Genomic DNA, 403 nt, shown 5'->3' with positions numbered 1-403 from the left:
CGACAGCCAGGAAACGCACACACCGGCGAGACCAGCTTGGCCAGATCGCGCTGCTTCTGATTCGCCAAACGTTGCGTGCGGTACAAGTTCACCGCACCGGCCTGCGGATGAAACGCCGCCACCTCTAACGCATCACCGAACTGGGCGGCCAAAAACTCCGCACCCGTCATGGTGGTGCCATCGGTCATGGCCAACACCACATCATCCCCACTGCCATCCAAGATGCGCAGGTAATCCGGCAGCGGCACCAACACCGTCGGGCGAGGCGCTGCGGTTGCGACCTTGCCCTCGCCGAAGAAGATCCCAATCAAATTCTCGGCAATCTGGGGTGCAGCCGGACGCTCCTGATCAATCCCTAAACGCCCGGCATGCTCCATGTCGGAGATCTCACGCTCGTCATAGG

General features: G+C 61.3%; 1 pseudogene. It reads right to left on the bottom strand.

Annotated elements, in window-relative coordinates:
• A pseudogene (locus tag HMPREF3048_RS12355) lies at window positions 1-403 on the bottom strand (HNH endonuclease); the annotation flags it as partial.

This window comes from Corynebacterium sp. HMSC075D04, from assembly GCF_001815635.1.
GTDB classification, from domain to species: domain Bacteria; phylum Actinomycetota; class Actinomycetes; order Mycobacteriales; family Mycobacteriaceae; genus Corynebacterium; species Corynebacterium coyleae.
The sequence above is the reverse complement of the archived record's forward strand: the minus strand, read 5'-3'. Positions and strand labels throughout refer to the sequence as shown.